16 protein-coding genes are annotated in these 22,307 nt (G+C 73.0%); 4 read left to right on the forward strand and 12 right to left on the reverse strand.

Translation table 11 applies throughout. From position 1 onward, the window contains the following. Positions 1 to 252: 252 nt before the first annotated feature. Together ABEB03_RS12210 and ABEB03_RS12215 are read right to left on the reverse strand one after the other, a co-directional pair. The gene (locus tag ABEB03_RS12210) at positions 253 to 2,667 is read right to left on the reverse strand and encodes a tetratricopeptide repeat protein (protein WP_345646260.1); all 2,415 of its coding nucleotides are present in this window, start codon (positions 2,665 to 2,667) and stop codon (positions 253 to 255) included. A 142-nt stretch (positions 2,668 to 2,809) separates the two neighbouring features. Next, positions 2,810 to 5,428: a bifunctional FO biosynthesis protein CofGH gene (locus tag ABEB03_RS12215; protein WP_345646263.1), complete on the reverse strand. Its 2,619-nt coding sequence runs from the start codon at positions 5,426 to 5,428 to the stop codon at positions 2,810 to 2,812. A 213-nt stretch (positions 5,429 to 5,641) separates the two neighbouring features. Between ABEB03_RS12215 and ABEB03_RS12220 the strand changes: the two genes are divergently transcribed. Further along, positions 5,642 to 7,195: a CehA/McbA family metallohydrolase gene (locus ABEB03_RS12220; protein ID WP_345646996.1), complete on the forward strand. Its 1,554-nt coding sequence runs from the start codon at positions 5,642 to 5,644 to the stop codon at positions 7,193 to 7,195. A 9-nt stretch (positions 7,196 to 7,204) separates the two neighbouring features. Here ABEB03_RS12220 and ABEB03_RS12225 read toward each other — a convergent pair whose 3' ends face one another. From ABEB03_RS12225 to ABEB03_RS12240, 4 genes are all read right to left on the reverse strand, one after another. Next, positions 7,205 to 7,555 carry a hypothetical protein gene (locus tag ABEB03_RS12225; RefSeq protein WP_345646265.1) on the reverse strand — a complete coding sequence of 117 codons (351 nt, stop codon included), beginning with the start codon at positions 7,553 to 7,555 and terminating at the stop codon, positions 7,205 to 7,207. 71 nt (positions 7,556 to 7,626) lie between these two features. Continuing rightward, positions 7,627 to 8,385: a TetR/AcrR family transcriptional regulator gene (locus ABEB03_RS12230; RefSeq protein WP_345646268.1), complete on the reverse strand. Its 759-nt coding sequence runs from the start codon at positions 8,383 to 8,385 to the stop codon at positions 7,627 to 7,629. A 44-nt stretch (positions 8,386 to 8,429) separates the two neighbouring features. After that, entirely contained in the window at positions 8,430 to 9,332 is a 903-nt protein-coding gene (locus ABEB03_RS12235) for an SDR family NAD(P)-dependent oxidoreductase (RefSeq protein WP_345646272.1), read from the reverse strand. Between the two features lie 50 nt (positions 9,333 to 9,382). After that, positions 9,383 to 10,141, reverse strand: a complete 759-nt coding sequence (locus ABEB03_RS12240) for an SDR family oxidoreductase (RefSeq protein WP_345646275.1) — start codon at positions 10,139 to 10,141, stop codon at positions 9,383 to 9,385. 236 nt (positions 10,142 to 10,377) lie between these two features. Here ABEB03_RS12240 and ABEB03_RS12245 point away from each other — a divergent pair, with 236 nt between their 5' ends. After that, on the forward strand, positions 10,378 to 10,773 hold the full coding sequence (locus ABEB03_RS12245) for a nitroreductase/quinone reductase family protein (RefSeq protein WP_345646278.1): 396 nt from the start codon (positions 10,378 to 10,380) through the stop codon (positions 10,771 to 10,773). Positions 10,774 to 10,883: 110 nt separating this feature from the next. On the opposite strand, the gene ABEB03_RS12250 is transcribed toward ABEB03_RS12245, so the two are convergent. From ABEB03_RS12250 to ABEB03_RS12275, 6 genes are all read right to left on the reverse strand, one after another. Continuing rightward, positions 10,884 to 12,296, reverse strand: a complete 1,413-nt coding sequence (locus ABEB03_RS12250) for an aldehyde dehydrogenase family protein (RefSeq protein ID WP_345646998.1) — start codon at positions 12,294 to 12,296, stop codon at positions 10,884 to 10,886. Between the two features lie 92 nt (positions 12,297 to 12,388). Then, on the reverse strand, positions 12,389 to 14,119 hold the full coding sequence (locus ABEB03_RS12255) for an N-acyl-D-amino-acid deacylase family protein (protein WP_345646280.1): 1,731 nt from the start codon (positions 14,117 to 14,119) through the stop codon (positions 12,389 to 12,391). 114 nt (positions 14,120 to 14,233) lie between these two features. Continuing rightward, the gene (locus tag ABEB03_RS12260; RefSeq protein ID WP_095935004.1) at positions 14,234 to 15,352 is read right to left on the reverse strand and encodes an LLM class flavin-dependent oxidoreductase; all 1,119 of its coding nucleotides are present in this window, start codon (positions 15,350 to 15,352) and stop codon (positions 14,234 to 14,236) included. A 98-nt stretch (positions 15,353 to 15,450) separates the two neighbouring features. Continuing rightward, positions 15,451 to 16,227 (reverse strand): SDR family NAD(P)-dependent oxidoreductase, encoded by a 777-nt coding sequence (locus ABEB03_RS12265; protein WP_345646285.1) that lies wholly within the window; start codon positions 16,225 to 16,227, stop codon positions 15,451 to 15,453. A gap of 88 nt (positions 16,228 to 16,315) precedes the next feature. After that, positions 16,316 to 17,257, reverse strand: coding sequence for an LLM class F420-dependent oxidoreductase (locus ABEB03_RS12270; RefSeq protein WP_425589228.1), 942 nt, complete (start codon positions 17,255 to 17,257; stop codon positions 16,316 to 16,318). A 93-nt stretch (positions 17,258 to 17,350) separates the two neighbouring features. Continuing rightward, complete coding sequence (locus tag ABEB03_RS12275; RefSeq protein WP_345646291.1) at positions 17,351 to 18,610, reverse strand: amidohydrolase family protein; 1,260 nt, start codon at positions 18,608 to 18,610, stop codon at positions 17,351 to 17,353. A gap of 226 nt (positions 18,611 to 18,836) precedes the next feature. Here ABEB03_RS12275 and ABEB03_RS12280 point away from each other — a divergent pair, with 226 nt between their 5' ends. Next, the gene (locus tag ABEB03_RS12280; protein ID WP_345646294.1) at positions 18,837 to 21,785 is read left to right on the forward strand and encodes an AfsR/SARP family transcriptional regulator; all 2,949 of its coding nucleotides are present in this window, start codon (positions 18,837 to 18,839) and stop codon (positions 21,783 to 21,785) included. A 206-nt stretch (positions 21,786 to 21,991) separates the two neighbouring features. Next, positions 21,992 to 22,225, forward strand: a complete 234-nt coding sequence (locus tag ABEB03_RS12285) for a sigma-like protein (RefSeq protein WP_345646297.1) — start codon at positions 21,992 to 21,994, stop codon at positions 22,223 to 22,225. Positions 22,226 to 22,307: the final 82 nt, after the last annotated feature.

Here is a 22,307-nt window from a genome sequence, read left to right on the forward strand (position 1 = left end):
TCCGACAGCTCAGCACTGTAATCGAACGCGAACGGTCGGTTGAGGTTCCGGATCCATATACGGGATGTGCTCCGAGTGACCTCAAGTGGTCGAGTATGGGCGTCGTTCGGGGGGCATGTCCCGTGATGCTCCCCCGGCCCCATCCCCGTCCCCGCCCCCGTGCCCATCCCGTCGGCGGAAGCGGGTCGCCGACGCACGCGCGTCCGCCCGCGCCGCCTTCACCGGGCGGCCCGTGCGGGCGCCCGGGCCGCGCTACGCAGTGCCGCCCTCCCTGGCACGCGAGGCGCGTGCCAGGATCTCCGCCCGGTGGCTGTGCGCCCACGCGTAGTCGGGCCTGAGGCCGAGCGCCCGGTCCAGGTCCGCGAGCGCCTCCTCGTGGCGTCCCAGTTCGCTGCGGGAGACGGCCCGGCTCGCGTACGCCGACGCGTACCCGGGGTCGAGCTCCACGGCGCGGTCGTAGTCGGCCAGCGCCTCGGTGTGCCTGCCCGCGACGCGGAGGGCGTCTCCCCGCTCGCAGACGCCCCACGCCCAGTCGGGTTGCACGGCGACGGCCCGGTCGAGGTCCGCCATCTGCCGATCGTCCTCGCCGAGGGCGCGCCACACCCGGGCGCGGCGGGCCAGCGCCCACCCGTAGTCCGGTTTGAGTTCGAGCGCCCGTCCCAGATCTGCGAGGGCCTCGTCGAGTTCGCCGCGGCTCAGCCGGGTGGCTCCCCGGGAGGCCCAGGCGAAGTCCCGGGTGGGATCGAGGGCGATCCCGCGGTCCAGGTCGTCGAGCGCCGCGTCGTAGTCGCCGAGAACCCGGTGGTACTCGCCCCGGACGGCGAACGACCGTCCGTCGTCGGGCGACAGGGCCAGCGCCCGGTCCAGGTCGGCGATTCCGGCCACGTAGTCACCCGACTCGGCACGGGTCATGGCCCGGCTGCGATAGGCCCTCACCAGCTCGGGATCGAGGGCGATCGCCCGGTCGAACTCCGTCATCGCCCGCTCGTACGCCCCGCCGTGCCGCAGGACGCTGCCGCGCACCGCCCGGGCGAACGCCTCGGTGGCCGCGTCGAACCCGGCACGGTTCAGCAGCAGTTCCAGGGCGGCGGCCGGTCCGTCCTCGTCCAGCGCCCGCAGCAGGTCGCTCCCCAGGCGGGACGGCTCCTCCGCACCGGCGTCGCGTCCCGCCTCCGCCAGCACCCGCGCCCACTGCCGGGCCGGGACGTCGCCTTCGTTGCACGCGTCCACGACCTCGCGGAGCACCACCGCGAGCGCGGTCCGCGGACTCGCGCACAGCAGGTGGTACGACTCGGCGAGCCGCAGCTCCCGCCACCCGTCGTGCGCCCACAACCGGCCCCTGTCCTCTCCCGCTTCGGCCTCCTGCCGCCACCGCCCGAAGGTCTCCGCGAGGCGGCTGTGCCGTGCGGTCCAGCCGCGCGGCGAACGCAGGCGCTGCGAGCGGAGCATCGGCGCCCGTACGACGTCGTGATACTGGATCCCGCCGCCGCGTTCGGTGACGAAGGGCAGCCCGCGCAGCCAGTCGAACAGGCCGTCGGCCTCCTCCTCCGGGCAGTCCGCCGCCGCGCGGAAGACATCGGCGTCCAGTCGTCGGGGAAACGCGCAGTCCAGGGCGACGGCCCGGTGCACCGGGTCGTGTTCCCACTTCAGGAAGCGGTCCACGGCCGTGGCACTCGGGTCGCCCACGTCGTCCGGATCGGCGGGGCGCGTCTCGGCGAGGGTCGAGACGAGGACCGGCAGCCGGCCGGTGACGCGGAGGATCTCCTCGACGACCGGCTCCGCCACCACACCCCTGCCCGCGAGCACTTCCCGCGCTTCCTGCTCCGTGAACGGCAGCAGCGGCATCTCGGACACGGAGCCGCCGCAGCCTCCCCAGCGCCCGGCGTCCAGCGGGTTGCGTCCCGCGGTCACGACCACCACGTTCGCCGGCATCGCACCGTGGTGCCCCAGGGCCATGGTCGCGTGCAGCCAGGCGTCGAGGAACGGGCCGGTCCGCTCGTAGGTGTCGAAGAACAGCACCTGGCGCGGGGCACGGGCGGCAGTCCTGGTCAGTTCCTCCAGCAGGACCGGAGTGAGCACGTCCTCGGGCGACAGAAGGAGCCGTACGTCGTCCCGGCCGCGGAAGTGCGCGCTGAGTCCGGCCCGCACCTGGTCGGCCGCGCCCGCGAGGAGGGCCGGGTCGACGGCGCCGGCCAACGGGCCGACACCGGGCACCATGCCGATCCCCACGAGACCCGCCCGCGCCAGCGTCGTGCCGGCCGCGGAGGGCTCTGCCGGCGGGGACCCCTGCAACACCGAGTCGGCCTCGTGACGCCGCTCGCGGTGTCGGGCGAGCAACCGCTCCAGATCCTTGAACCGGCGCCCTTGACGGGCGAACTGCGCACAGATCGCCTCCAGCGCCTCGGGCACGCTGCCGGTGCTCTCGTCGACGTACGCGGTCAGCGCCCCGGCCTCCTGGGCGAGCTGCTGCAACTCCCTGACGAGAAAGGTCTTTCCGACCCCCGCATTGCCGTGCACATGGAACAGGAAGCGACGGCCGGGGTCCCGCAGCGGCACATCGAAGTTCGCCAGGAACGCCGCGCGTTCGGCACCGCGGCCCACGAACGCGAGCCGTCTGCGCGCCTCGATCAGCTCCTGCATCGACGGCACCGAACGCGCCCCAGGCATCCGTCGTCCTCCCGACTCCCCCGGCGCACCACGCCCCGGCCCCGCCCCCAGTCTGGCCCAACTCGGCTGCGGGCGCCCGGCGGTGGGCCGGGCAGCAGAGTCCGCCGGAACCGGAGTTCCGGCGCCGCGGGGTGTTACCCCCTCACTGCTCCAGCACCGGCAACAGCTCCGGCAGATGACCGTCCGACGCGGCGGCGGCCCGCTGCCGTTCCGCCGGCACCTCGCCGTACAGCGTCGTCCGGGGCCTGGCCGGGCGTCCCGCCGCGTCGGCCACCGCGATGAGGTCCTTGACCGACTTGTACGAGCCGTAGGACGACCCGGCCATGCGGGAGATGGTCTCCTCCATGAGGGTGCCACCGAGGTCGTTGGCACCGGAGCGCAGCATTTCGGCGGCTCCCTCGGTGCCGAGTTTGACCCAGCTGGTCTGGATGTTGGGGATGTGCGGGTGGAGCAGGAGACGGGCCATCGCCACCACGGCCCGGTTGTCGCGGGTGGTCGGGCCGGGGCGGGCGATGCCGGCCAGGTAGACGGGGGCGTTGGTGTGGATGAAGGGCAGTGTCACGAACTCCGTGAAGCCGCCGGTCTCCTGCTGGATGCGGGCGAGCGTGCGGAAGTGGCCGAGCCAGTGGCGGGGCTGGTCGACGTGGCCGTACATCATCGTCGACGACGAGCGGATGCCCAGCTCGTGCGCCGTCGTGACGACCTCGATCCATGTCGCCGTCGGCAGTTTGCCCTTCGTCAGCACCCAGCGGACCTCGTCGTCGAGGATCTCCGCGGCGGTGCCCGGGATCGAGTCGAGGCCCGCCTCCTTGGCGGCCGTGAGCCACTCCCGGACGGACAGACCGGTGCGGGTGGCGCCGTTGACCACCTCCATCGGCGAGAAGGCGTGGACGTGCATGCCGGGGACCCGTTCCTTGACCGCCTTCGCGATGTCGAAGTAGGCGGTGCCGGGCAGGTCGGGGTGGATGCCGCCCTGCATGCAGACCTCGACCGCGCCGACGTCCCAGGCCTGTGCGGCGCGGTCCGCGACCTGTTCCAGTGACAGGGTGTACGCGTCGGCGTCCGTGCGGCGCTGGGCGAAGGCGCAGAAGCGGCAGCCGGTGTAGCAGACGTTCGTGAAGTTGATGTTCCGCGTGACGATGTAGGTGACGTCGTCGCCGACGGCGGACCGGCGGACGTCGTCGGCGACCCGGCAGAGCGCGTCGAGCGCGGCGCCGTCGGCGTGCAGCAGGGCGAGCGCCTCGGCGTCGGTGAGTCTCGTGGGGTCGTCGGCGGCGGTGGCCAGCGCCTGCCGTACGTCGGTGTCGATGCGCTCGGGGGCCATGCCGGGCGCGGCGGCCTCGCGCAGCGCCTCCCAGTCGCCGTACACCTCGTCGAAGTCGTCGCGCCGGTCGCCGGTGCGGCCCTCGGTGTCGATGGTGTGGTGCAGGTCGGTGCGTCCGGAGGAGACGAAGGCCTCCTCGGGCTCCTGCCACGGGTGTCCCTCGACGACCGCGTCGGGGCGGGCGAGGCCGGTCTCCGGGTCGGCGAGTGCCCGGACGTGCGGCAGCAGCCGCGGGTCCAGCCAGGGCTCGCCGCGGCGCACGAACTCCGGGTAGACGCAGAGGCGTTCGCGCAGTTCGAAGCCCTCGGTGGCCGAGCGGGCGGCGAGTTCCTCGATCCGCGGCCAGGGTCGTTCCGGGTTGACGTGGTCGATGGTCAGCGGCGAGACGCCGCCCCAGTCGTCGATGCCCGCGCCGATGAGCCGTCCGTACTCGCTGTCGACGAGGTTCGGCGGCGCCTGGAGACAGGCCGACGGGCCCATGATGTGCCGGGCCACGGCGACCGCGGCGACCAGTTCGTCGAGTTCCGCGTCCGGCATGCCGCGCATCGCGGTGTCCGGCTTGGCGCGGAAGTTCTGGATGATCAGCTCCTGGATGCCGTGGTACGACCGCGACACCCGGCGCAGCGCGAACAGCGAATCGGCGCGCTCCTCGTACGTCTCCCCGATGCCGATGAGCAGTCCGCTGGTGAAGGGGACGGAGGAGCGGCCGGCGTCCTCCAGGACGCGCAGTCTGACGGCGGGTTCCTTGTCGGGGGAGCCGTGGTGCGGGCCGCCGGGCTCGCTCCACAGGCGGGTCGCGGTGGTCTCCAGCATCATGCCCATCGACGGGGCGACCGGCTTGAGCCGCTGGAAGTCCGTCCAGGACATCACTCCCGGGTTGAGGTGCGGGAGCAGTCCGGTCTCCTCCAGGATGCGGATGGAGATGGCCCGTACGTAGGCGATCGTGTCGTCGTACCCGTGGGCGTCCAGCCATTCCCGGGCCTCGGGCCAGCGGTCCTCGGGCTTGTCGCCGAGGGTGATCAGGGCTTCCTTGCAGCCGAGTTCGGCGCCGCGGCGGGCGATGTCGAGGACTTCGTCGGGGGACATGAACATCCCGTGGCCCGCGCGGCGCAGCTTGCCGGGGACCGTGACGAAGGTGCAGTAGTGGCATTTGTCCCGGCACAGGCGGGTCAGCGGGACGAAGACGCTCTTCGAGTACGTGATGACGCCCGGGCGGCCCGCCGCCCGAAGGCCCGCGTCGCGCACGCGCGCGGCGGACGCGGCCAGGTCGTCGAGGTCGGCGCCGCGCGCCTGGAGGAGAACCGCCGCCTCACCGACGTCGAGCGCGACGCCGTCGCGGGCGCGCCTGAGCGCGCGCCGCAGGGAGTTCGCCGTCGGCCCGGTCCCGGACGTCGCGGGAGTCGTGGGCCCGGTTCCGGGAGTCTCGGAAGTCGTCATCCTTCGAGCATACGATCGCGGTGATCAGGCCCAGCAGGGCCCGCGCACAATCCCGGTCCGTCCGGGGGCGTCGCCTGCGGGCAAACCGCCGATCCCCTGCCCGTGCAACGGCGTTCACGGCCGGGCAGCAGGGTTGCCCCTGCCACCCCCGCGCCACACCATGGCAGGCAATGTCATGCCACTGTCATGCTCGACACCCCTGGGAGCAGCAGCATGTGCGAGGACGACCACGGAAACGGGATGGGCAGACGCGCCCTGTTCGTGACGGGCGCCGCCGCGGCGCTTACGTTGGGAAGCGTGACCTTCGCGAGCGGCGCCGACGCGGCCGACGGCTCCGGGACGCCGGCGGGCGGTTCGGAGACCCGCACGGTGCGCGGCACCCTGCCCACCGGTTCGCCCGACTTCGTGTACCTGCCGGTCGAAGTACCGCGCGGTGTGCGGGAGATCAGGGTCGCGTACACCTACGAAAGGCCGTCCGTACCGGCCGGCACCGCGGGCAACGCCCTGGACATCGGCATCTTCGACGAGCGCGGCACCGCGCCGGGCGGCCGGGGTTTCCGCGGCTGGTCGGGCGGGGCGCGCACCGAGTTCTTCGTGCGCGGCGACGACGCCACCCCCGGGTACGTCCCCGGCCCGGTCCGGGCCGGCACCTGGCACATCGCGCTCGGCCCCTACACGGTGGCCCCGCAGGGACTGGCGTACGAGGTCACCATCACCCTCACCTACGGCGAGCAGGCCCCGACCCCCGAGCCGGTGTACCCGCCGGAGCGCGCGAAGGGCCGCGGCCGGGACTGGTACCGCGGCGACTGCCATCTGCACTCCTGGTACTCGGACGGCCGCCGCACACCGGCCGAGATCGCCGCGCTGGCCCGCGCCGCCGGTCTCGACTTCATCAACACCTCGGACCACAACACCCACTCCGCGCACCCCCATTGGGCGGACCAGGCGGGCGACGACCTGCTGATCATGCTCGGCGAGGAGGTCACCACCCGCAACGGCCACGTGGTGGCTCTCGGCACCGACCCCGGCACCTTCGTCGACTGGCGCTACCGCGCCCGGGACAACCGCTTCGGCCGGTACGCCCGGCAGATCCGGGGCGCCGGGGGCCTCGTCGTGCCCGCCCACCCGCACGCCACCTGCATCGGCTGCGCCTGGAAGTTCGGCTTCGGGGAGGCGGACGCGGTCGAGGTGTGGAACGGCCCGTACACGCCCGACGACGAGGTGGCCCTGGCCGACTGGGACGGCATGCTGGTCGCCTCCGTGCGCTCCGGGCGCGACTGGATCCCCGCGATGGGCAACAGCGACGCGCACCGCGATCCCGACCCGGTCGGCACGCCGCAGACCGTCGTCCTCGCGGACGACCTGACGCGCGAGGCCGTGCAGGACGGCATCCGCGCGGGCCGCTCGTACGTGGCCGAGTCGAAGACGGTCTCGCTGTCCTTCACGGCGTCCGGCGGCCGGGGCGAGCACGCGGGCATCGGCGAACGGCTGCACGTGGACCGGGAGACCCCGGTCACCGTGCGTCTGGAGGCCACCGGCGTCCCCCGCTGCACGGTCCGCTTCGTCACCGACCAGGGCGTCCTGTTCACCAGCGCCCCACTGCCGGTGTCCGGCTCGGGCACGGTCGAGTGGCGCACCACTGCCTCCTACGCGGCGTACGTACGGGCCGAGGTACGGCACGAGGTGGCGGCCGGTCCGCTGCCGGGGGCCCTCGCCGCGTTCACCAACCCCATCTTCCTGGGGGCGTCCGGGGCCGCGGACGGGTGAGCCGGCCCCTCAGGCGCTGAGCGCCTGCATCACGACCAGGAGGAGCACCAGCACGCCCAGCCCGGCCCCGCCCGCCTTCGCACCGCCCCGGGGCAGGAAGATCCCGAGGACCGTGCCGAGGGTGACGAGCGGTACGGCTCCCCGCGCGACGGCGATCAGCGCATCGCCGTGGCGCGGGGTGCGGACGCCGTCCTGGCAGGCGTCGCAGGCGATGGCGAGGAGCGGCCCGAACAGGCCGACGAGGGCGCCGGTGAACAGCACCAGCAGCGCGAGCGCGGTCAGTCCGGCCCATGCGGCGGGGGCGCGCCGTGCATCGGCGACGGGTTCCGCCGGTGCGCCGGAGCCTTTCGTGTGATCCATGCCCCGACGCTACGGAGCCCGGCCCGCGCCGGACATCCGTGCGCGTACTCAGCCGGCCCCGGTACTCCGGCTCAGGACCGCCGTCCACCCGCCGGTCGTCCCGCAGGGCCGGTGTCGTCCGGGGGCGTGTTGGAGAGCCGGTCCAGCCACTCGCCGAGCAGGCCCGTCTCGGCGGGGGTGAACGCCGGGCTCGGGGACTGGCGCAGGAGCGCGCCGAGGCGGGCGGCGGTCGCGGGGACCTGCGGCCCTTCCGCCCCGTCCGCGGCCGGCGTACGGGGCCCGGCCGCGTCCGGGGTGAAGACCACGGCGTGCACGGCGTCCCGGACCCGTCGGGACAGGGACGCGTCGGTGAAGCTCGCCGGGCGGGAGACCAGCATCAGCGCGACACCGACGTTGGCCGACATGATCATCTGGGCGGCGAGCTCGGGGGCCAGACGCAGCCTGCCCTGTTCCGCGGCGCGCCGCAGGTCCGACGTGAGGATCTCGTGGGACTCCAGGGCCGCGGCCGGGGGCGTGCGCATGACCGGGGAGTTCATGAGCCGGTACAGGTTCGGATTGCGCAGGGCGAACTCGGTGTGGGTGTCCCAGCCGTCGCGCAGATCCTGGAGCGGGTCCGTACCGGGGCGGCGATCGCGTTTGGTCGCCAGGTACTGGTCCCAGCCGTGGTCGACGACCGCGGACAGCAGGCCCTCCTTGTCCCCGAAGTGGCGGTAGAGCGCGGGGGCGCCGACCCCGGCGGCCTCGCAGACCGCCCGGGTCGAGACGTCCCCGTCCGGTGACTCGGCGACCAGCGCGGCCGCCACTTCGAGGATGCGTGCTTTGGTACTCACGCCAGGGACGCTATCCGAGGCCGCGGTGGCGGCGGTGCGGGTGCTCACGCCGCCATCCCCCGCGGGGCGAGCAGGTCGGCCAGGCCGATCCGGGTCAGGAACTCCACGCGGATGCGGTCCGCGACCCGGCTGACCTCCTCCGACCCGTCGTCCGCGGGGTCGACATGGACCCGGAACGGCCGCTCGCCGTGCGGGGTGTCGACGACCTCGACGACGGCGTCGGCGACCAGGGACGCGTCGGCGTCGGCCGGGGCGAGTTCGGCGAGCCGCCGCGCGACCTGCTCCGTCAGCGCGCCGTAGCGCTCCTCGTAGGCCGGCAGCACGGTCTGCTCGGCGGGGTGACCGCCCGTCGCGAAGTGTTCGGTGCCCGAGGTGAAGGCGCCCGGCACCAGGATGGTCGTCTCGATGCCGAAGCGGGCCAGCTCGGCGGCGTAGGACACCGCGAGCGCGTCCATCGCGGCCTTGGCGGCGAAGTACGGCGCGAGGTACGGCGGGGTGCCGCCCCTGCTGGACGTGGAGCCGACCCACAGCAGCAGGCCGTGTTCCCGGGCGCGCAGGTGGGGCAGCGCGGCCCGGTTGACGCGCTGGGTGCCGAGGACGTTCGTGTCGTGGACCGCGGCCAGTTCCTCGGGGGTGAAGGCCTCGGCGGGACCGGTCACCATGTGGCCCGCGTTGTGGACGATCACGTCGAGGCCGCCGGCCTCGGCGAGGACGGTGGCCACGGCGGCGTCGGCCGACTCCTGCGAGAGGACGTCGAGTTCGACCGTGCGCAGGTCCACGCCGTGCTCCGCGGCATGGGCCGCCGCCCGGGCGACGCGGTCCGCGTTGCGCCCCCGCGTGTCGCGCATCGCGGCGTAGACCGTGTGCCCGGCGCGGGCGAGCGCGCGGGCGGACAGGGCGCCGAAGCCGCTGCCGGCGCCGGTGATGAGGATCGTCTTCTTGCTCATGTCGGTACTCCTGGGGTGAGGGACGGGCAGGCGGCGGGGGCGGCGGTGCGTCAGACGATGCCGCCGTTGGCGCGGACCACCTGGCCGTTGACCCAGTGCCCGGCGGGCGAGGCGATGAAGGCGACGAGGGAGGCGATGTCCCCGGGGGTGCCGAGACGCTCCAGCGGCGGCTGGGCGGCCATCCACGCGATGGTCTCCTCGTCCTTGCCGTCCAGGAACAGCTCGGTGGCGGTCGGTCCGGGGGCCACGGCGTTGACGGTGATGTCCCGGCCGCGCAGTTCGCGGGCCAGGATCAGCGTCATCGCCTCGACGGCGCCCTTGGAGGCGGCGTACGCGGTGTAGCCGGGCAGGGCGAGGCCCAGCACGGAGCTGGAGATGTTGACGAGCGCGCCGCCCGCGCGCAGCCGGCGCGCGGCCTGCTGGTCGACGACGAACGTGCCGCGGATGTTGGTGCGGTGCATCCGGTCGAGGACGTCGAGGTCGAGGTCCGCGAGCGGGGCCAGGGTCATCGATCCGGCGGCGTGCACGACGACGTCGACGCCGCCGAAGGCCAGCTCGGCCGCGTCGAACAGGCCGGCCACCGCGGCCTCGTCGGCCACGTCGGCGCGGACGGCGATCGCCCGTCCGCCCGCTTCGGTGATCGCGAGGACGGTCTTGTCCGCCTCCGTGCCGTTGCTCGCGTAGTTCACGACGACGGCGTGCCCCTGGGCGGCGAGCCGCTCGGCGGTCTCCCGGCCGATGCCGCGTGATCCGCCGGTGACGATCGCGACGCGGGGGAAGGCTGCGGCCGGCTCGTACTGCTCGCTCATGGCGTTGCTCCTTGACGTGACGGTGGTAGCGGTGTTCCGCTCCCGACAGAAGCAACGCTAACACTTTCGGGATAGCAACGCTACCCCCGCTCCGTAGCATCGCTACGGAGCACTGATACGGCGGCACGGGGACGCGGCGGCTCACAGTGGTGTGGGGCGGTGGCCGGGGAACGGCCCGCCCGGCCGCCCCGGCCCCGCCCCGATAGGGTCGACCGGACCGAACGGGAGAAGCCCTCATGTCGCGCTACCTCGACGCCAAGCACCGGGCCGTCACGACGTTCCAGCGGCGGATCGGCAACCCGCTGCTGAAGCGGTTGCCCTGGCAGACCCTGCTGGAGACCACCGGGCGCACCTCGGGGCTGCCGCGCCGGACCCCGGTCGGCGGGCGCCGCGTCGGCGACTCGTTCTGGCTCGTCTCGGAGTTCGGTGACAAGTCCCAGTACGTACGGAACATCCAGGCCGACCCGCGGGTCCGGGTCCGCATCCGGGGCCGCTGGTACCACGGCACCGCCCACCCGCTCCCCGACGACGACCCGCGGGCCCGCCTCGGACTGCTGCCACGCATGAACAGCGCTGCCGTCCGCGCCCTCGGCACCCGGCTGCTGACCGTCCGGGTCGACCTGACCGACTGACCGCCGGGGCGACCTGACCGACCGGCCGGGCCGGCCGCAGGGCCCGGGCCGACCGGACCGGCCGAGCGTCCGCAGCCGGCCGGACCCTCAGGCCGCCGTCCGGCCGGGCCTCACCCGGGCCAGACGATGGCCTGCACCTCGCTGTAGGCGTGCAGCGCGTAGGACCCCACGTCCCGCCCGACACCGCTCTTCTTGAAGCCGCCGAACGGGGCCTCCATGTTGCGGCCGACCGTGTTCACGCCCACCCCGCCGGCCCGCAGCCGGCGGGCGACGCGGAAGGCCCGGGCGACGTCGCCGGACCAGACGTAGTCGATCAGGCCGTAGTCGCTGTCGTTGGCGAGGGCGACCGCCTCCTCCTCGTCGTCGAAGGGGAGGACGGCGACGACCGGGCCGAAGATCTCCTCACGCACCACCCGCATGTCGGGCGTGCAGTCGGCGAGCAGAGTGGGTGCGACGTAGAAACCCCGTTCGGCGGCGGGCCGTTCGCCGCCCGCGACGACGCGCGCGCCCTCCTTTCGCCCCAGTTCGACGTACGCCTCGACACGGTCGCGATGGGCCGCGGAGATGACCGGGCCGACCACCGTGCCCTGCTCCCTCGGGTCCCCCACCGTCAAGTGCCGTGCGTACGCGGCCAGTCGCTCGACCAGCCGGTCGTACACGCCCCGCTGCACGATCACCCGGGTCGGCGCCGTGCAGATCTGCCCGCTGTAGAACGAGAACGTGGTGCCGATCCCCGACACCGCCGAGTCCAGGTCGGCGTCGTCGAAGACGACCGCCGCGCCCTTCCCGCCCAGCTCCATCAGCTGCCGCTTCATCCCCCGGCCGCACACCTCGGCGATCCGCTGTCCGACCGCGGTCGAACCGGTGAAGCTGACCATGTCGACGTCGGGGCAGTCGACCGCGGCCTCCCCGGCCTCCGGGCGCGATCCCGACACCACGTTCACCACGCCCGGCGGGGCGCCGGCCGCCTCCAGGGCCTCCGCCATCCGGTACACCGACAGCGGGTCCTGCGGCGCGGGCTTGACCACCACGGTGTTGCCCATGGCCAGGGCGGGGGCCACCTTGCCGGCCGGATTGGCCCAGGGGTTGTTGTACGAGGTGATGCACGTGACCACCCCGACCGGGTGGCGCACGGCGAGGGCGCCCATCACGGCGGCCCCGCCGAACGGGCCGGCCTCGTTGATCTGCGGAGGCAGCGGCTGCTCGACGGGCTCGACCTTCGCGTAGCGCCGGAAGCGGGCCACCGCGACCCCCACCTGCATGCCGCGCGCCGTGCCCGTCGTGGCACCGCTCTCCGCCTGGGCGAGTTCGGCGTAGGGGAGGAAGTTGCGCTGGATGATCCCGGCCGCCCGGCCGAGCACCGCGGCGCGTTCCTCCGCGGGTGTGCGCGACCACGCGCCGAAGGCCTCACGGGCCGCCGCCGCGGCCGCGTGCACCTGGTCCCGCGAGGCCTCGGGCGCGAGCCCGACGACCTCCTCGGTCGCCGGGTCGATCACCTCGTAGTGCCCGTGCTCGGGCTCCATCCACGCCCCGCCGATGAACAACCGCTGCTCGCCGGTCACCCGACCCCCTCGAAGAACCGGTCCGGGCCGCCGCGCGGCGGCCCGGACGCCCGTCACCTGGTGTTCACCGTCCGCGTGTCCCGCCCGGAGCGGAGCACCTTGCCGGGCACGGCGCCGGTCACCGTGTCCTGCCTGATCGCCTCGACGCCGTTGACCCACACCGCGGTCACGCCGATCGCCCTGGAGTCGAGGCGCGGGCTGTCACCCGGCAGGTCGTGCACCAGGGTGGCCTTGCCGGCGTCGATCCGTTCCGGGTCGAAGAGGACCAGGTCGGCATGGAACCCCACCTCGATGCGTCCGCGTTCGCGCAGCCCGAACAGCTGCGCCGGATCGTCCGTCAGCATCCGTACGGCCTGCTCCAGCGTCGCCAGCTTCCGCCCGCGCAGGCAGTCGCCGAGGAAGCGCGTGGTGTACGGGGCTCCGCACATGCGGTCCAGATGGGCGCCCGCGTCGGAACCGCCGAGCAGCACGTCCTGGTGCTGCCAGGTCTCCGCGCGCAGCGCCCACGAGCCGGGGTCGTTGTCGGTGGGCATCGGCCACAGCACGGTCCGCAGGTCGTCGTGGGCGCAGATCTCGACCAGGCACGCGAAGGGCTCCTGGCCGCGCTCGGCCGCGATGTCCCGGACGACCCGGCCGGTCAGGCCCTCGTTGGCCGCGCTGTACGTGTCCCCGATGACGTAGCGCCCGAAGTCGGCGAGCCGCCGGAACACGCCCGCCTCCTTGCTGTCGGCCCGCCGCAGCATCTCGGCGCGGACGTCCGGGTCGCGGAGCTTCGCGATGCGTTCCGGGACGGGCAGTGCGAGGACCGGACCCCAGCCGGGTATCAGGTTCAGCGCGCAGAAGGTGCCGAGCGACATGTTCATCGGGGTGAGGATCGGCATGGTGAGCGCGACGACGCGACCACCGGCCTTGCGGGCCCGTTCGCTCGCCTCCAGCTGCCGCGGGACGCGTTCGGGCACGGCCGCGTCGATCGTCAGGACGTTCCAGTTCAGGGGGCGGCCCGCCGCCGCGCTCATCTCCACGAACAGGTCGATCTCGGCGTCGCTGAACTGGTCGAGACAGCCCGCCACGATCGCCTCGATCTGTGTGCCCTCGTGCTCGCCGACCGCCTTGCTGAGCGCCAGCAGTTCCGCGGGCCGGGCGTGCCGTGAGGCGACCGGTTCGCCGTCGCCGTCGGAGTGGGTGGAGGACTGCGTGGTGGACAGGCCCCAGGCGCCGTCGTCCATCGCCTCGTGGAGCAGACGCAGCATGTCCTCCAGCTGGCCGGGGGTGGGTTGGCCGCCCACCGCGTCGGGTCCCATCACATGGCGGCGCAGCGCGCAGTGCCCGACCATGAAGCCGGCGTTGACGGCGATGCGGCCCTCCAGGGCGTCCAGGTACTCGCCGAAGGTGTGCCAGTTCCAGGGCGCGCCCTCCTCCAGGGCGACCAGGGACATGCCCTCGACCTTGGACATCATGCGGCGGGTGTAGTCGGCGTCGGCGGGGCGGGCGGGGTTCAGCGGCGCCAGGGTGAAGCCGCAGTTGCCGCCCGCGACCGTGGTGACCCCGTGGTTGAGGGACGGCGTCGCGTACGGGTCCCAGAAGAGCTGGGCGTCGTAGTGCGTGTGCGGGTCGACGAAGCCGGGCGCGAGGACGAGGCCGGCCGCGTCCTCGGCCGTGCGGGACTCCTCGGTGACCGTTCCGACGGCGGCGACACGGCCGTCGCGTATGCCGACGTCGGCGACGAACGCGGGCGCGCCGGTCCCGTCGACGACGGTCGCGCCCCTGATGACGTGATCGAGCATGGCGGCGTCCCTCCTTGAACGACGCGGCGGTGGGCGCCCCCGAAGGGGCGCGGGGAACTGCGCGGCCGGCCGCCGGGGTCCGCGGTCGCCCGGCGGTCCGCGGCCCCGCGGCGTTCAGGCGCTCTGCCGGAACCGCGTGGTCCGGTGCACGGGATCCGTGTCGATCTTCGGGATCACGTGCTCGCCGATCAGCCGGATGGTCTGCAGGGTCTCCTCCTTGGGCACTCCGACCGGCAGGCCGAAGCTGAGCTGGTCGGCGCCCGCCTGCTCCCAGCGCTTGCACTGGGTGAGCACCTCGTCCGGGTCGCCGCAGATCAGCAGTTCCTCCTCGATGAGGAGTTCGACGAACTCGGGGGTGTACTCGGGGAGCGTCTCGGGCCAGACGGGGAAGCCCTCGGGGCGCGGGAAGGTGTCGTGGTAGCGGAAGACGAGGGACGGCAGGTAGTGCAGTCCGCCGCGGACGGCGATGTCGATGGCCTCGTCGTGGGTGGGCGCGCAGATGGCGGTCGTCGTCACCATCACGTTGTCGTTGACGAAGTCGCCGATCGGTTCGGCGTTCACGATCGCGGTCTTGTACTGCTCCAGCACCCACTCCATGTCGGAGACCTTCTGGATGCTGAAGCCGAGCACTCCGAGGCCCTTGCGGGCGGCCATGGCGTACGAGGGCGGTGAGCCGGCGGCGTACCACATGGCCGGGTGCGACTTCCCGTACGGCTTCGGCAGGATCTTGCGCGGCGGCAGCGACCAGAACTTGCCCTGGAAGCCGACGTACTCGTCCTGGAGCCACATCTTCGGGAACTCGGCGATCGTCTCCTCCCAGATCTCCTTGGTGAAGTTCATGTCGGTGACGCCCGGTATGAAGCCGAGGATCTCGTGCGAGCCGGCGCCGCGGCCCGAGCCGAACTCGAAGCGGTTGCGCGAGAGGTGGTCGAGCATGGCGACCTTCTCGGCGACCTTCACCGGGTGGTTGACCTGGGCGAGCGGGTTGAAGATGCCCGAGCCGAGGTGGATGCGTTCGGTCGCGTGCGCCAGGTAGCCGAGGTAGACGTCGTTCGCCGAGAGGTGCGAGTACTCCTCCAGGAAGTGGTGCTCGGACGCCCAGGCGTACTTGAAGCCGGACTTGTCCGCCTGGATGACGTACTCGGTCTCCTCCATCAGCGCCTTGTGCTCGGCGAGCGGATCGGTCTCGGCCCGCTTGCCCACGTATCCCTGTACAAAGAGCCCGAATTCCAAGGAGGTTCACCGTCCCCACGTCTTTATCTGACAGACCGTCAGATCCAATGCGCCGACTGTTGCACCGCACCCTTGAGCCGTCAATAGCTGACAGCACGTCAGATGACGCTGACCCCGGCCAGCCATCCCCCGTCGATCACGAACGGCTGCCCGGTGATGTAGGAGGAGTCCTCTCCGGTCAGGAACAGGGCCAGCCGGGCCACCTCCTCCGGCCGCCCGACGCGCCCCAGCGGCACGAGCTTGCGGTACAGCTCGTCGAGGGCGGCGGAGGTCTCTGCGGGGTCCGCGTCCGGGTCGAGCTGGGCGGGGTTGCTCATGGCGGTGTCGACGGCGCCGGGACACACCGCATTGACCCGTATCCCCTTGGCCGCGAGCTCCAGGGCGGCCACCCGGGTCAGCCCGACGATGGCGTGCTTGGTCGCCGCGTACGCGCCCACCCACGCCATGCCGGTGAGTCCCGTGTACGAGGCCGTGTTCACGATCGTGCCGCCGCCCGCGGCGGCGATCTCCGGCGCGACGGTCTTGATGCCGAGGAACACCCCCACCTGGTTGACCTGCACGATCTGCTGGAACTCTTCGAGCGGCGTGTCGACCAGTTCGTTGAAGCGCAGGATGCCGGCGTTGTTGACGAGCCCGTCGACGCGTCCGTACGCGTCCTTCGCGGCGGCCGTGGCCGCACGCCAGTCGTCCTCGCTGCTCACGTCGAGGTGGACGTAGCGGGCCCCGATCTCCTTGGCGAGGGCCTCGCCCTGGTCGTCCAGCACGTCGGCGACGACGACCCGCGCGCCCTCCGCCACGAAGAGCCGCGCCTCCTGCTCGCCCTGTCCGCGCGCCGCGCCGGTGACGATGACGACGCGTCCGTCCAGCTTGCCCATGCCGTGTCTCCCTGCTCTGCCTGGTTGGGGTGGGTGCGGGCGAGGGCGGGCCCGGCCGCACCTCCTGGTTCCGGAACCGTGCCCCGCCTCAGCCGAGGAGGGGCCCGACCTGCGCGCCGAACGCGGCCATCTGGTCGGTGAGCTCGCCGCGGCTGCGACTGCGGAAGCGCACCTGTATCTGGTGCACACCCATCGCCCGGTACGCCCGCAGCGACTCGGCGAGCACCTCGGGCGATCCGTGCAGGGTGCGCCGCCCGACGTCCCAGCCCGGCTCACCGACGTACAGCGGCTCGGTGATCGCGCCGACGGTCAGGGGGTCCTCGATGCCCGCCTGCGCGCGCAGCTCACCGAGCCGGGCGATCTGCGCGGGCAGCCGGTCGCGCGGGTCGCCCTGCGGCAGCCAGCCGTCGCCGCGGAGCGCGGCACGGCGCACGGCGGCCGGCGAGGAGCCGCCGACCCACACGGGCACCCGGTCCTGGGCCGGCCTCGGCCGCTGCCCGAGCCCCTCGAAGTCGTACAGCTTGCCGTGGTGGACGGGGAACTCCTCGGGGCCGAGGGCGGCGCGCAGCGCGTCCACGGTCTCGTCGAGCACCGCCCCGCGCCGCTCGAAGTCGGCCCCGACCGCGTCGAACTCCTCGCGCACGTGCCCCGCACCCACGCCGAGCACGAGCCGGCCGCCGGACAGGTGGTCGAGGGTCGCGTACTGCTTGGCCGTGACGAGCGGATGCCGCAGTCCGACGATCGCGACATGGCTGAGCAGCCGGACCCGCTCCGTCACGGCCGCCAGGTGCGCGAGGGTGGCGACGGGGTCGTACCAGATGGTGCTCATCGCCCCGGCGAGGCGGCGCGGGATGGCGACGTGGTCGCAGCTCGCGATGTAGTCGAAACCGGCGCGGTCGGCGCTGCGGGCGATCTCGACGAGGTCGGCCGGGCCCGCCGAGGCCTCCCACGCCTCCGCGTAGAGCGTGCTCTGCGACTGGACCGGGAGCTGCATCCCGTACGCCAGTCGTCCTTCGGGCAGCACCTGCATGGCACGCCCTCCCATCTGACGATCCGTCATGTCGCTCGGGCTGCCGCCCATCGTCGTAGCTGACGGACCGTCAGACAAGAGGCGGGCCGGTATTCAGGGCGTCCAGAGGCCGTCCTCGGTGAGCCCCAGCAGGTCGATCGCGTTGCGCCGCACGATCCGCTCGACGACATCGGGTGCGAGATGGGCCATCTGCGCCTCGCCGACCTCCCGGGACTTCGGCCAGGTGGAGTCCGAGTGCGGGTAGTCCGTCTCGTACAGGACGTTGCCGACGCCGATCGCGTCCAGGTTCCGCAGGCCGAAGGCGTCGTCGAAGAAGCAGCCGTACACATGGTCGGCGAACAGCTCGGACGGCGGCCGGTGCACCTTGTCGGCGACACCGCCCCAGCCCCGGTTCTCCTCCCACACCACGTCGGCCCGTTCGAGGATGTAGGGGATCCAGCCGATCTGCCCCTCCGCGTACATGACCTTCAGGTTCGGGAAGCGCTCGAACTTGCCGCTCATCAGCCAGTCCACCATCGAGAAGCAGCAGTTGGCGAAGGTGATGGTGGAACCGACGGCGGGCGGGGCGTCGGCGGAGGTCGAGGGCATGCGACTGGAGGAGCCGATGTGCATGGCGACGACCGTGCCGGTCTCGTCGCACGCGGCGAGGAAGGGGTCCCAGGCGTCGGTGTGCACGGAGGGCAGCCCCAGATGGGGAGGGATCTCGGAGAAGGCCACCGCGCGTACGCCACGGGCCGCATTGCGCCGTACTTCTTCCGCCGCAAGTTCGGCGTCCCACAGCGGAATGAGGGTCAGCGGTATGAGGCGGCCCGCGGCCTGCGGTCCGCACCATTCCTCCACCATCCAGTCGTTGTAGGCCTTCACCGCGAGAAGGCCCAGCTCGCGATCCTTGGCCTCGGTGAACGTCTGGCCGCAGAAGCGCGGGAACGTGGGGAAGCAGAGAGCGGACTGGACATGGTTGACGTCCATGTCGGCCAGGCGCCGGGGCACGTCGTACGAGCCTGGTCGCATCTGCTCGTACGTGATGACTTCGAGCCTGATCTCGTCGCGGGAGTACCCGACGGCCGTGTCGAGGCGGGTGAGCGGACGGTGCAGGTCCTCGTACACCCACCAGTCGCCGACCGGACCGTCGTCGCCCGGGGCGCCCATCACCGGGGCGAACTTCCCGCCGAGGAACGTCATCTCCTTCAGCGGCGCCCGGACGATGCGGGGGCCGGTGTCCTGGTACCTGGCCGGGAGCCTGTCGCGCCAGACGTCGGGGGGCTCCACCGTGTGGTCGTCCACCGAGATGATCTTCGGGAAGGGCGTTTCGGAGGTCCCCGAAGGGCCCGCCTTGCTCTGCGTGGTCTCCATACGGCCCACGGTAGCGCTGATCTGACGACCCGTCAGCTCTCTGTCGAACCGCCCGTGCAGCCGCCTGTGGACTGGGCGATTGTGTGCGGACATGTGAGGAGACTGTGTGAGGACCTTGTGGTGTCCCGTCCGGCGCCCTGTGACAGCCGTCTCCCACGGCTGACGCATCCGCCATGAACAAGGCAAACTGGCCTCGTTGTACTGACGGTTCGGCAGGGGGACAGCGATGGTCGGTGTGCCGCGGGTACCGGAGCAGCGGCGTCCCGAGGGATCGGCGGCGTTGCGCTTCAGCGTGCTCGGACCGGTGCGCGCCTGGCGCGGGGACGACGCCCTGCCCGCCGGGTCACCACAACAACGCGCCCTGCTGGCGGCCCTGCTGCTGCGCGAGGGCCGCACGGCCACGGCATCCGAACTCATCGACGCCCTCTGGGGCGACGAGCCCCCCTCCCAGGCGCTGGCCGCCGTCCGCACCTACGCGTCACGGCTCAGGAAGGCCCTGGGAACCGAGGTCCTGGTCAGCGAGTCCGGCGGATACGCCATCCGGTCCCTCGGCGACGGGGCGCTGGACCTCGCCCGCGCCCAGGAACTCGCCGCCGACGCGGAGAAGGCCCGCGGCGGCGGAGACCTGTGCCGCGCCCGCGAGCTGCTCCGGGACGCCCTCGGCCAGTGGGACGGCGAGGCGCTCGCGAGCGTACCCGGCCCGTACGCCGAGACCCAGCGGGCCCGGCTCGACGAATGGCGGCTGCAACTCCTGGAGTCCTGCCTCGACATGGACCTGGAGCAGGGCTGCCACGCGGAGGCCGTCTCGGAGCTGACCGCCCTGACGGCCGCGCACCCGCTGCGCGAACGGCTGCGCGAACTGCTGATGCTCGCGCTCTACCGCAGCGGCCGCCAGGCCGAGGCCCTCGCGGTGTACGCGGACACCCGGCGCCTGCTCGCCGACGAGCTGGGCGTGGACCCGCGGGCGGGCCTCAAGGAGCTCCAGCAGCGCATCCTCCAGGCCGACCCCGGCCTCGCCGAACCGTCCGCCCCGGCCGCCGAACCCGCCGCGGCTCCGGTGCGCCCCGCCCAGCTGCCGGCCACCGTCACCGACTTCACCGGGCGCGCCTCCTTCGTCCAGGAGCTCAGCGAGGTCCTGGCCTCCGCCACCTCCGCGGAGGGCAGCGTGATGGCGGTCTCCGCGCTCGCCGGGATCGGCGGCGTGGGCAAGACCACCCTCGCCGTGCACGTCGCACACCAGTCCCGCGGGGCCTTCCCCGACGGTCAGCTGTACGTGGACCTCCAGGGCGCGGGCGCACGCTCCGCCGAACCCGAGACCGTGCTCGGGGCCTTCCTGCGGGCCCTGGGCACCGCCGACTCGGCGATCCCCGACTCCCTGGAGGAACGGGCCGCCCTCTACCGCTCCGTACTGGACGGACGCCGCGTGCTCGTCCTGCTGGACAACGCGCGGGACGCCGCACAGGTGCGTCCGCTGCTGCCCGGCACCGAGGGCTGCGCGGCGCTGGTGACCTCCCGGGTGCGGATGGTGGACCTGGCGGGCGCGCACCTCGTGGACCTCGACGTGATGTCCCCCGAGGAGGCCCTCCAGCTCTTCACGAAGATCGTCGGCGCGGAGCGGGTGGCGTCCGAGCGGGAGGCCGCCCTGGACGTGGTCGCCGCGTGCGGCTTCCTCCCCCTGGCCATCCGCATCGCCGCCTCCCGGCTGGCCGCCCGCCGCACCTGGACCGTGTCCGTCCTGGCCGCCAAGCTCGCCGACGAGCGGCGCCGGCTGGACGAGCTCCAGGCGGGCGACCTCGCCGTCAAGGCGACCTTCGAACTCGGCTACGGCCAGCTGGAGCCCGCCCAGGCCCGCGCCTTCCGGCTGCTGGGCCTGGCCGACGGCCCGGACATCTCGCTGCCCGCGGCGGCCGCCGTCCTCGACCTGGGCGTCGAGGACACCGAGGACCTCCTGGAGTCCCTCGTCGACACCTCGCTCCTGGAGTCCGCGGCGCCCGGCCGCTACCGCTACCACGACCTCGTACGGCTCTACGCGCGTGCCTGCGCCGAACGCGACGAACAGCCGCCGAGCGAACGCGCCGCGGCGATGTCGCGGCTGCTGGACTTCTACCTGGCCTCGGCCACGGCGGTCTACGCCATCGAGCGCCCCGGCGACCGGACCGTGGACCATCTCGAAGTGACCCGGCAGCAGGGGCAGGAGTTCGCCGACGACGGCAAGGCGCTGGACTGGCTGCACGCGGAGGCGGCCTGCATCCTGGCGTTCGTCCAGCAGTCGCTCGGCCCGGACACGCTGCGCCGTGGGGTCGATCTCCTGCTCGCCTCCAAGGACCTCGCGGAATCGGGGGCCAGCTCCCTGGCGTACGAGGCGGCGACCAGGGCCGCCCGGGACGCCGCGGAGGCCCTCGACGACGCCCACGCGGCCGGGCGCGCCCGGGTCACGCTCACCCAGGTGCTCAGCACCGCGGGACGCTTCGACGAGGCGGCCGCCGAGGCGGATCGGGCCGTCGTCCTCGGCGAGGCGGCCATGGACCCCTGGACCAGCGGCAACGCGCCCAACGAGCTCGGCATCATCGCCATCTGCCGCAACGAGCACGCCGCCGGCGAGGCGCACCTGCTCAAGGCGATCGACCGCTTCCGCGCCGACGGCAACCATCCCGGCGAGGCGAGCGCCCTGTGCAACCTCTCCCGTGTGCTGGTCTCCATGAACCGCACCGCGGCGGGCATCGAGCTGGCCCAGCAGGGCATCGCGATCTACGACGAGCTGGGCCTGACCGTCCGGCTCGCCAACGCCCGCTACGCGCTCGGGATCGCGTTCAGCCACGCCGGGCGCCACGTCGAGGCACTGCAGCAACTCACCCAGGCGCTCGCCATCTTCGTCGAGAACCGGCAGCGCCTGTGGGAGGGCACCACGCACTTCCGCATCGCGCAGGTGCACCTGGCGGGCCGCGGTCTCGGCAAGGCGGCCCAGCACGCCGAACAGGCCCTCAGCACCGGCTGCATCGGCGGCGACTGGATGCGCGCCAACGTCCTCACCCTCCTCGGGCGGTCGTTGCAGGGTCTCGGGCAGGTGGACCGGGCACGCGCCTGCTGGAACGAGGCGCTCACCATCCACGAGGAGGCGGGCGCCCCCGAGGCCGACGAACTGCGCGCTCTGCTCAGCCCCGTCGCCGCCGCCTGAGCCGCCCCCCGGGCGGCGTTCATCGAACGTTTATGAGCGGCTGTCAGTCTCAGTGCATCGACCCGTCGCGTCGGGGGGCAGACGGATCGGCGTGGGCCCCACTTGTAGGGTGAGCGGCCCTGGAACGCCCGTTCGGCGACCCACGGGGGAGTTGCCGAACGGGCGTTCCCCACAGCACACCTTCAACTTCACGGGAGGGCCCAGCCATGAGCGACGAGAAGAAGACCGACGACCTCGCGGACGCCACCACGATGGACAGCCACGCGCCCGCTCCGCCGGCCAAGGACCCCGTCGCCACCACGGACGACAGCCACGCGCCCGTGCCCGGCGAGGACGCCGTGACCACGATGGACAGCCACGCCCCGGCCCCGCCGGCCAAGGACGGCGTGACCACGATGGACAGCCACGCTCCCGTGCCGCCGGCGCTGCGCCGCGACTGAGGACTGCCTGGAACGGGGATCGGCCGCGGCGGCGCGGAGGGGGAGCCGTCGCGGCCGAGGCATGTCCGCACGACGCCGGCCG

This window comes from Streptomyces siamensis (assembly GCF_039543605.1).
GTDB classification, from domain to species: Bacteria; Actinomycetota; Actinomycetes; order Streptomycetales; family Streptomycetaceae; genus Streptomyces; species Streptomyces siamensis.

Coding starts and splice junctions, on each gene's coding strand:
- ABEB03_RS12255 (WP_345646280.1), bottom strand. CDS start 14,119: ATGCTCGATCACGTCATCAGGGGCGCGACCGTCGTCGACGGGACCGGC.
- ABEB03_RS12215 (WP_345646263.1), bottom strand. CDS start 5,428: ATGACGACTTCCGAGACTCCCGGAACCGGGCCCACGACTCCCGCGACG.
- ABEB03_RS12240 (WP_345646275.1), bottom strand. CDS start 10,141: ATGAGCGAGCAGTACGAGCCGGCCGCAGCCTTCCCCCGCGTCGCGATC.
- ABEB03_RS12270 (WP_425589228.1), bottom strand. CDS start 17,257: ATGCAGGTGCTGCCCGAAGGACGACTGGCGTACGGGATGCAGCTCCCG.
- ABEB03_RS12280 (WP_345646294.1), top strand. CDS start 18,837: ATGGTCGGTGTGCCGCGGGTACCGGAGCAGCGGCGTCCCGAGGGATCG.
- ABEB03_RS12245 (WP_345646278.1), top strand. CDS start 10,378: ATGTCGCGCTACCTCGACGCCAAGCACCGGGCCGTCACGACGTTCCAG.
- ABEB03_RS12220 (WP_345646996.1), top strand. CDS start 5,642: ATGTGCGAGGACGACCACGGAAACGGGATGGGCAGACGCGCCCTGTTC.
- ABEB03_RS12235 (WP_345646272.1), bottom strand. CDS start 9,332: ATGAGCAAGAAGACGATCCTCATCACCGGCGCCGGCAGCGGCTTCGGC.
- ABEB03_RS12275 (WP_345646291.1), bottom strand. CDS start 18,610: ATGGAGACCACGCAGAGCAAGGCGGGCCCTTCGGGGACCTCCGAAACG.
- ABEB03_RS12225 (WP_345646265.1), bottom strand. CDS start 7,555: ATGGATCACACGAAAGGCTCCGGCGCACCGGCGGAACCCGTCGCCGAT.
- ABEB03_RS12265 (WP_345646285.1), bottom strand. CDS start 16,227: ATGGGCAAGCTGGACGGACGCGTCGTCATCGTCACCGGCGCGGCGCGC.
- ABEB03_RS12210 (WP_345646260.1), bottom strand. CDS start 2,667: ATGCCTGGGGCGCGTTCGGTGCCGTCGATGCAGGAGCTGATCGAGGCG.
- ABEB03_RS12285 (WP_345646297.1), top strand. CDS start 21,992: ATGAGCGACGAGAAGAAGACCGACGACCTCGCGGACGCCACCACGATG.
- ABEB03_RS12250 (WP_345646998.1), bottom strand. CDS start 12,296: ATGGAGCCCGAGCACGGGCACTACGAGGTGATCGACCCGGCGACCGAG.